Below are 6,123 nucleotides of genomic sequence, written 5' to 3' on the forward strand. Positions count from 1 at the left end.
CGCACTCCCCTAGCGGGAAAGGGAGGGCGCTAGCGGATAGTTTGAATTTAGCCTTCAAGACGCTTCATGAGGGCTTCGGCCGCCGGACGTGAACTAGCGGGATTTTGCCCGGTGATCAAATGTCCGGATTCCTGAACAAACGGCTCAAAGTCGCCTTTTTTGGCAAACTCGCCACCTTGTTTAACCAATTCGTCTTCTACCAAATAAGGTACAACGTCGGTGAGCTCTACTGCATCTTCTTCAGAGTTCGAAAACCCAGTCACGGCACGGCCTTTGATATAAGGCTGACCTTCACTGTCCTTTACGTCTTTTAGTACGATAGGAGCATGACAAACTGCTGCTACTGGTTTACCGGCTTGTAACGTGGTTTCGATGAGCATCCGGGAATGCGCGTTGTCTGATAAATCCCACAGTGGCCCATGCCCGCCAGGGTAAAACACGCCATCAAATTCGTCGTGCTTCACATCTTCCAATGGAATGGTGGAACTCAGTGCTGAACGGGCAGCTTCGTCTTCAGCGAAACGCTTGGTATCTTCTGTAAGTGCGTCGCCATCAAGACTAATTGGATCTACAGGTACTTGCCCACCTAATGTTGAAGCAAGTGTAATCGTGTAGCCTGCGTCAAGAAATGCATAATAAGGTGAAGCAAATTCTTCTAACCACAAACCCGTAGGTTTTCCGGTATCACCAAGTATATCGTGAGAAGTCATGACCATGAGAATACGTTTACTCATTTGTTTTCTCCATCTAATGAATGTGCGGTTTGTACTGTTTCCGTCCTGAATAGGATTACTTCTGGATTCAAATATGCGGGGACTTACGGTATGAGACGACGAAATAGAAACCAGAAAACAAAAAAGGCCGCTTGCGCGACCTTTTTTTGGACTAGCGTGATGCTATCAACGATTACTCGATGATTTTAGCAACAACACCAGCACCTACTGTACGACCACCTTCACGGATTGCGAAGCGCAGACCTTCTTCCATCGCGATTGGAGCGATCAGGTCAACTTCGAATTTCAGGTTGTCACCAGGCATTACCATTTCTACGCCTTCAGGGAGCTGTACAGCACCTGTTACGTCAGTTGTACGGAAGTAGAACTGAGGACGATAGCCTTTAAAGAATGGCGTGTGACGGCCACCTTCGTCTTTGCTCAGTACGTATACTTCTGCTTCAAACTTAGTGTGAGGAGTGATTGAACCAGGCTTAGCCAGTACTTGACCACGCTCAACTTCGTCACGCTTAGTACCACGCAGAAGAACACCAACGTTCTCACCTGCACGGCCTTCGTCAAGAAGCTTACGGAACATTTCAACACCAGTACAAGTAGTCTTGGTAGTATCTTTGATACCTACGATTTCTACTTCTTCACCGACCTTGATGATACCTTGCTCAACACGACCAGTTACAACAGTACCACGGCCTGAGATTGAGAATACGTCTTCGATTGGCAGGATGAAAGGCTTATCGATTGCACGCTCTGGCTCTGGGATGTAGCTGTCTAATGCTTCACCCAACTCGATGATTTTCTTTTCCCACTCTGCGTCACCTTCCAGTGCTTTCAGAGCAGAACCCTGAATTACTGGCAGGTCGTCACCTGGGAATTCATATTCAGTCAGAAGTTCACGAACTTCCATTTCTACCAGCTCAAGCAGCTCTTCATCATCAACCATGTCACATTTGTTCATGAATACGATGATGTAAGGAATACCAACCTGACGACCAAGTAGGATGTGCTCACGAGTCTGTGGCATAGGGCCATCAGTTGCTGCCACTACCAGGATACCACCGTCCATCTGAGCAGCACCGGTGATCATGTTTTTAACGTAATCAGCGTGTCCTGGGCAGTCTACGTGTGCGTAGTGGCGAGTAGGCGTGTCATATTCTACGTGTGAAGTAGAAATGGTGATACCACGCGCTTTTTCTTCAGGTGCGTTATCGATTTGATCGAAAGCCTGAGCAGAACCACCGTAAGTCTTTGAAAGGACGGTAGTGATTGCTGCAGTCAGAGTGGTTTTACCGTGGTCAACGTGGCCGATAGTACCCACGTTTACATGGGGTTTCGTACGTTCAAACTTTTCTTTTGCCATTTTTCTAGTATCCCAGCAAAGTTACGTTAAAAATAAAAACAATGTTATCAAACTTAAACATGAGCTGGGGAGAAATGGTGCTGATAGGCAGATTTGAACTGCCGACCTCACCCTTACCAAGGGTGCGCTCTACCAACTGAGCTATATCAGCACTTTAATTGGAGCGGGCAGCGGGAATCGAACCCGCATCATCAGCTTGGAAGGCTGAGGTAATAGCCATTATACGATGCCCGCAATCCTAATTCTCTGGCCACCTCATAAGAAAAAGTGGTGGAGGGGGCAGGATTCGAACCTGCGAAGGCTGAGCCGGCAGATTTACAGTCTGCTCCCGTTGACCGCTTGGGTACCCCTCCAGAGATTGATGGTGCCGACTGCCGGAGTCGAACTGGCGACCTACTGATTACAAGTCAGTTGCTCTACCAACTGAGCTAAGTCGGCACTGCATCAAGTGGGTGCGCATTCTAGAGTAAGTTATTACTCCGTGCAAGTGTCTTTTTTGATTTTTTTCGTTTTTTTGTTTGAGTGCTTACTCATTCAACTATAACGAAAAATTGTTACGCAAAAAGCTGACTCTTTGCGTAGCGGGCAAGACCCTGCACCACCAAATTCGCGGAACGGATAGTAACAGTGGCGTCACCAATTGCAAGCATATTTTTGTCTCCACCGCCTATAATTACAGCGAATTCGGATCGTTTGCTCGCCAAATAACCAATTGCGGCCAAATAAACGCCATTTACCGCAGCATGGCATCCTTGGGTAACACATCTTTCGGTGTCCTGCCCCAAGGCAATTTCGGTTGGTAAAAAGTCATCGGTAGTCACATTTGCGGTATTTTTAATCAGTGCGTCCTGCATTAATCGAAAACCGGGGGTTATCCAACCGCCTAAATGTTGACCATCAACCACAAAATCGCAGGTCATTGCCGTACCTATATCAATGACACAAAACGCCTGACTGGTCATTTCCTGAGCGGCAACCATGGCTAGCCATCTGTCCACGCCCATTTTGGACACATTCTCATAGCTATTCCTTAAGCCGAAGTTTTGCTTTTCAGTAAAAATTTGTTTGCACTGAATACTTTTTTGCTCGCAGATAGCCAAAATCTGATCTGAAATCCCTTGTCGGCCTACGTTCGAAAATACCAGGTGAGTGAAACTTTCTCTTTTTATATAGTCACCCAGCGCGGTGATATCCGAGTGTACGCAAATATTTTCCAGCTTAACCTCTGCGAGGGTGACAGTTTTAATACGTGAATTACCCGCATCTACGAGTAAAACACCGGCTTCACATACCACGTAAGCTTACCTCTCCGCCGTGGAACCTTGTAATTCCATCAACGGTTTCAACCAACAGTGCGCCACTTTGGTCGACACCGCGATCGATGCCGGAGAACCGTTTATCTCCCATCTGCAAAACAATCTTTTTATCTGCATATAAATCGAGGGCTTCCCAATATGGAACGAACTTGCCAAAACCTTGTTGAGTAAATTCAGGCAACATTTCCCGCAACGACTCAATAATTGCTGCGGCCAGTAGGTTGCGGTCTGGCGTCTCTCCAAGATAACCGGTTAGATCGCTGTGAGGCTGTCCTACATCGTATTGTGTGTCTGGCACGTTAACGTTTAGTCCTATACCAATCACACTGTGCGCCGTTGCGCCAATCTGACCTTCAACTTCTATCAGAACACCGGCTAATTTTCTACCATTCAGATAGATATCGTTAGGCCATTTAAGTTGTGCATCTTCAATATTGAATTTGCGCAATCCTTCACAGATTGCCACCCCAACCAGCAACGACAAACCAGCCATACTTTGGTATCCGTCGGGAAACGACCAATACATTGACATAGTTAAGCTACCGCCTACAGGCGCAGTCCATTTACGCCCGTGCCGCCCTTTACCATCGGTTTGTACTTCCGCAAGGATAACGTCGCCGTCGGCAAGGTCGTGCCTTGACGTGGCGATACGCTTTTTCATTTCAACGTTGGTAGACGCGAGCACAGGCTCAACGTGAATGGTAGAAAGTCCTGGGTGCCGCAAATGCCGCTTTATAATATCTGCACTTAGCATGGAAAAGCCCTGATTCAATCGATAGCCTTTACCCTTCACTTTGAACACGTCCAGCCCCCATTCTGATAATTGAGATATGTGGCCAGCAACCGCGGTTCGGGATAAGTTAACTTGCTGGGCAATGACTTCGCCGGAATGAAACTGCCCGTCGGCTAACAGTGAAAGAATGTGTTGTCGAATAAGCTTGGATGCCTGTTTCATATTGAAATCAATCCTTGTTTACCCACGAGACGAACTTCAGGTTCCAGGCTAATGGTAAACCTGGCGTACACCTCTCCAATAATGGCTTTTGCCATGGAAAGTACATCAGCGCCCGTGGCTTCGCCGGTATTTGTGAGCACCAATGGTTGGATTGGGTGGCACCTGACGCCACCGGTGCTTTTTCCTTTAAAGCCACACTGATCGATAAGCCAGGCAGCTGGGATTTTCACGCCTTTGTCCACCTCAAAGCCTGGAATAGTCGGCCAGTGCTCCTTCAGACCTTTAAAATGCTCGTTTGAAACGACCGGGTTTTTATAAAAGCTGCCAGCATTACCCAAGATAGCGGGGTCTGGTAGTTTAGCCTGCCGTATCTCAATCACTTTGTCGTAGATTTGCCTCGCAGTTGGGTCTGTCAATGCAGTTAATTCACCGTAGGAACAGATTGGCTTCCATTGTTTTGGCAGCGCAAAATGCACAGTAGTAATTAGCACCTTATCAGCCAACGCATGTTTAAAGATACTGTCTCTGTACCCAAATTGACACTCATGCTTTTGCAAAGTGTGCTGAGCACCAGAAGCCAAATCCAGATAATCGACTTCCGTAATAAATTGGCATACCTCTACGCCATAGGCACCAATATTTTGAATGGGTGAAGCGCCAACTGAACCAGGGATCAGTGCCAGGTTTTCAAGTCCATGCCAGCCCATGTCGGTGCACTTTGCCACTAAATTATGCCAGTTCTCACCACCCGACACACTAAGACGATGGTATTCCTTTGTATCGACATGACGTATACCTTTCATTTCATTTATGAGGATATGTCCATTGAAGTCTTCAAGAAATATTGTGTTACTGCCACCGCCAAGAATATAGGTGTTTTGGTCAACTTGATAAGAAGCTAAAAAAGAAGCCACGGAATCAAAGGAAGTGACAGTCCGCCCTTGAGAAGACAGATGAAAAGTGTGGAGTTGAGCTAGTGAAGGCAAGGTATATTCTGTTTTCTGGATTTATTAACCCGACATGGTAGGACAAGCGGCAAAACATTAAAAGCTCGCAAGTTAAAAAGCGCCTGTTTTATCTCAATACTTAGTTTACTCAAACGCTCCCTTGTTTGAAAAAATGAGTAGTAGCGTCGAGTAAACGAGAACAGTTAAACCACTCGCCTGTGTAGCTTATTCCCTCATTTAGCTCGGACACTTTATAAAATGCACCGACGCCTGCGCGCTTACCGGCTTCCATATCTGAGGTTTTGTCACCGACTATCACGCTGGCATTTACGTCAATATCGTGTTCTAGCGACGCATTGAGCAACATTCCAGGCTTGGGCTTCCTGCAATCACAATCCTGCAAGTAGTTGTTATTACCGTGGGTGGCATGATGAGGACAATAATACACATCCAGTATATCTACGCCCTGCTCTGAGAACTTATCCGTCATCCAGGTGGTTAGTGCACTAAAATCTTGCTCGGTATAGTAGCCACGGCCAATACCTGATTGATTTGTAACAACGACTATCTCATACCCCTGCTCATTTATCATTTTACACGCTTCAAATACACCGGGGATAAATTCGAACTGTTCAGGTTTGTATATATAACCGTGATCGATGTTTATCACACCATCTCGATCAAGAAAGAATACTTTTTTAGACATACTACACCCGAAAAATTATACCGAGGGCAGTATAAACCAAATTGACGAGAGTTATTAAGATAAGACTATAACAAAGGATACTGTGACTTCTTCACAAGGCTTAGCTCT

Annotated in this window: 6 protein-coding genes and 4 tRNA genes; all 10 read right to left on the bottom strand. The window is 46.3% G+C overall.

Annotated features, from left to right (window positions below):
* Window positions 1-47: 47 nt before the first annotated feature.
* The gene (locus tag ACXACM_RS20250; RefSeq protein ID WP_474824160.1) at window positions 48-734 is read right to left on the bottom strand and encodes a type 1 glutamine amidotransferase domain-containing protein; all 687 of its coding nucleotides are present in this window, start codon (window positions 732-734) and stop codon (window positions 48-50) included.
* A 172-nt stretch (window positions 735-906) separates the two neighbouring features.
* Complete coding sequence (gene tuf / locus ACXACM_RS20255) at window positions 907-2,091, bottom strand: elongation factor Tu (protein WP_474819134.1); 1,185 nt, start codon at window positions 2,089-2,091, stop codon at window positions 907-909.
* A 75-nt stretch (window positions 2,092-2,166) separates the two neighbouring features.
* Window positions 2,167-2,242, bottom strand: a tRNA-Thr gene (locus ACXACM_RS20260).
* 8 nt (window positions 2,243-2,250) lie between these two features.
* Window positions 2,251-2,325 (bottom strand) — tRNA-Gly (locus tag ACXACM_RS20265).
* 34 nt (window positions 2,326-2,359) lie between these two features.
* A tRNA-Tyr gene (locus tag ACXACM_RS20270) sits at window positions 2,360-2,444 on the bottom strand.
* Between the two features lie 9 nt (window positions 2,445-2,453).
* Window positions 2,454-2,529, bottom strand: a tRNA-Thr gene (locus ACXACM_RS20275).
* 116 nt (window positions 2,530-2,645) lie between these two features.
* Window positions 2,646-3,386 (bottom strand): type III pantothenate kinase, encoded by a 741-nt coding sequence (locus tag ACXACM_RS20280; RefSeq protein WP_474824162.1) that lies wholly within the window; start codon window positions 3,384-3,386, stop codon window positions 2,646-2,648.
* On the bottom strand, window positions 3,376-4,362 hold the full coding sequence (birA, locus tag ACXACM_RS20285) for a bifunctional biotin--[acetyl-CoA-carboxylase] ligase/biotin operon repressor BirA (protein ID WP_474824164.1): 987 nt from the start codon (window positions 4,360-4,362) through the stop codon (window positions 3,376-3,378). Before birA ends, ACXACM_RS20280 begins: the two co-directional genes overlap by 11 nt.
* Window positions 4,359-5,348: a UDP-N-acetylmuramate dehydrogenase gene (gene murB, locus ACXACM_RS20290; RefSeq protein ID WP_474824166.1), complete on the bottom strand. Its 990-nt coding sequence runs from the start codon at window positions 5,346-5,348 to the stop codon at window positions 4,359-4,361. Before murB ends, birA begins: the two co-directional genes overlap by 4 nt.
* A 109-nt stretch (window positions 5,349-5,457) precedes the next feature.
* Window positions 5,458-6,015, bottom strand: coding sequence for a D-glycero-beta-D-manno-heptose 1,7-bisphosphate 7-phosphatase (gene gmhB, locus ACXACM_RS20295; protein ID WP_474824168.1), 558 nt, complete (start codon window positions 6,013-6,015; stop codon window positions 5,458-5,460).
* Window positions 6,016-6,123: the final 108 nt, after the last annotated feature.

It is taken from the genome of Alteromonas sp. AWQ4_252, from assembly GCF_056158205.1.

Coding starts and splice junctions, on each gene's coding strand:
- gmhB (WP_474824168.1), bottom strand. CDS start 6,015: ATGTCTAAAAAAGTATTCTTTCTTGATCGAGATGGTGTGATAAACATC.
- birA (WP_474824164.1), bottom strand. CDS start 4,362: ATGAAACAGGCATCCAAGCTTATTCGACAACACATTCTTTCACTGTTA.
- tuf (WP_474819134.1), bottom strand. CDS start 2,091: ATGGCAAAAGAAAAGTTTGAACGTACGAAACCCCATGTAAACGTGGGT.
- ACXACM_RS20250 (WP_474824160.1), bottom strand. CDS start 734: ATGAGTAAACGTATTCTCATGGTCATGACTTCTCACGATATACTTGGT.